Origin of the sequence: Arthrobacter sp. GCM10027362, from assembly GCF_042679445.1 — a bacterium.
Lineage (GTDB): Bacteria > Actinomycetota > Actinomycetes > Actinomycetales > Micrococcaceae > Crystallibacter.
Genome location: NZ_JBHTML010000378.1, coordinates 1 through 1,191 on the forward strand (window position 1 = coordinate 1; position 1,191 = coordinate 1,191).

The window sequence follows — 1,191 nt, forward strand, 5'->3', positions numbered from 1 at the left end:
CGGGCCTTCGGCGGCTTCGGCATCAGGGTCGAGACCGACGCCGAGGTCCCCGCCGCCGTGCAGGCGGCCCTGAAGGCGATCGAGGAGGAGAAGACCTTCGCCCTGATCCACCTCATCGTCGAACAACGCACCAAGGCCTACTGACCTTCCGCACACACAGCGGGACCCCCTCGGGCGAGGGGATCCCGCTGTTTACGCAGGCGCTGCCGGTCAGCCCCGGGGGCCGGCGAGGAAGCCCTGTTCCTTCATCCAGGCGAAGGCAACGTCGGCCGGATCCTGCCCCTCGACGTCCACCTTCAGGTTCAGCTTGCGCATGGTCTGGTCGGTCAGCAGCGGTGAAATCTGTTCGAAGATCCCGGCGAGCTGCGGATGCGCCGCCAGCGTCGCGGAGGAGAACACCGGGGCCACGTTGTAGGCCGGGAAGAACTTCTTGTCATCCTCCAGCACGGTCAGCCCCAGCGCGTCGATGCGGCCGTCCGTGGCGAAGACCTCCCCGATGGTGCACTCGCCGCTGTCGGTGGCGCTGTAGACGGCCCCGACATCGTAGAGGCCGATGTTGCCTTCCGGAACACCGGTGGCGGAGCCGCGGTCCATGCCGTAGTGCCCGAGCATCGGCCCGAAGCCGTCGGGACGGGAATTGAATTCCGGTTCCACGCAGAAGGTGCGCTTCTCCACCGGCAGCTTGGCGATGTCCGAGAGCTTGCTGAGCCCGTATTTGGCTGCCGTCTCATCGGTGACGGCCAGGGCATAGGTGTTGTTCAGCGGAGCCTTGGCACCCCAGGTCAGGCCGTTCTGCAGGTCCTCGTCGCGCACCGCCTGCCACTGGGCATCCTGCTCCGGGATGCCCGACTCATGCCCCATGAAGGACAGCCAGGCCGTCCCGGTGTACTCCCAGATGATGTCCGCCTTGCCGGCGAGCATCAGGGACCGCGTGGGCTGGCTGCCCGGGACATTGCTCAGGTCCGCAACCTCGAAGCCGGCGGCCTTGGCCGCGAGGACCGCCATCTTGGCCAGGATCAGGCCCTCGGTATTGTTCCGGCCGGTGACGGTCACTTCCACGCCTTCGGCCCCCGGCAGCGGCTGGATGCTGCCCGGGGTCGAGTCCGGGACATAGGACGCCGCCGGAGCCAGCCCGCAACCGGACAGCAGCAGGGCGGCGGCGGCCAGCACCACCGCGGCGCCGGCCCGCCG

The 1,191-nt window shown here is 68.5% G+C and carries 1 protein-coding gene; it reads right to left on the bottom strand.

What is annotated here, in order from left to right; all coding sequences use genetic code 11:
- Positions 1 to 210 precede the first annotated feature (210 nt).
- Positions 211 to 1,173 carry a glycine betaine ABC transporter substrate-binding protein gene (locus ACFQ36_RS22795; RefSeq protein ID WP_377017862.1) on the bottom strand — a complete coding sequence of 321 codons (963 nt, stop codon included), beginning with the start codon at positions 1,171 to 1,173 and terminating at the stop codon, positions 211 to 213.
- Between the last annotated feature and the right edge of the window lie 18 nt (positions 1,174 to 1,191).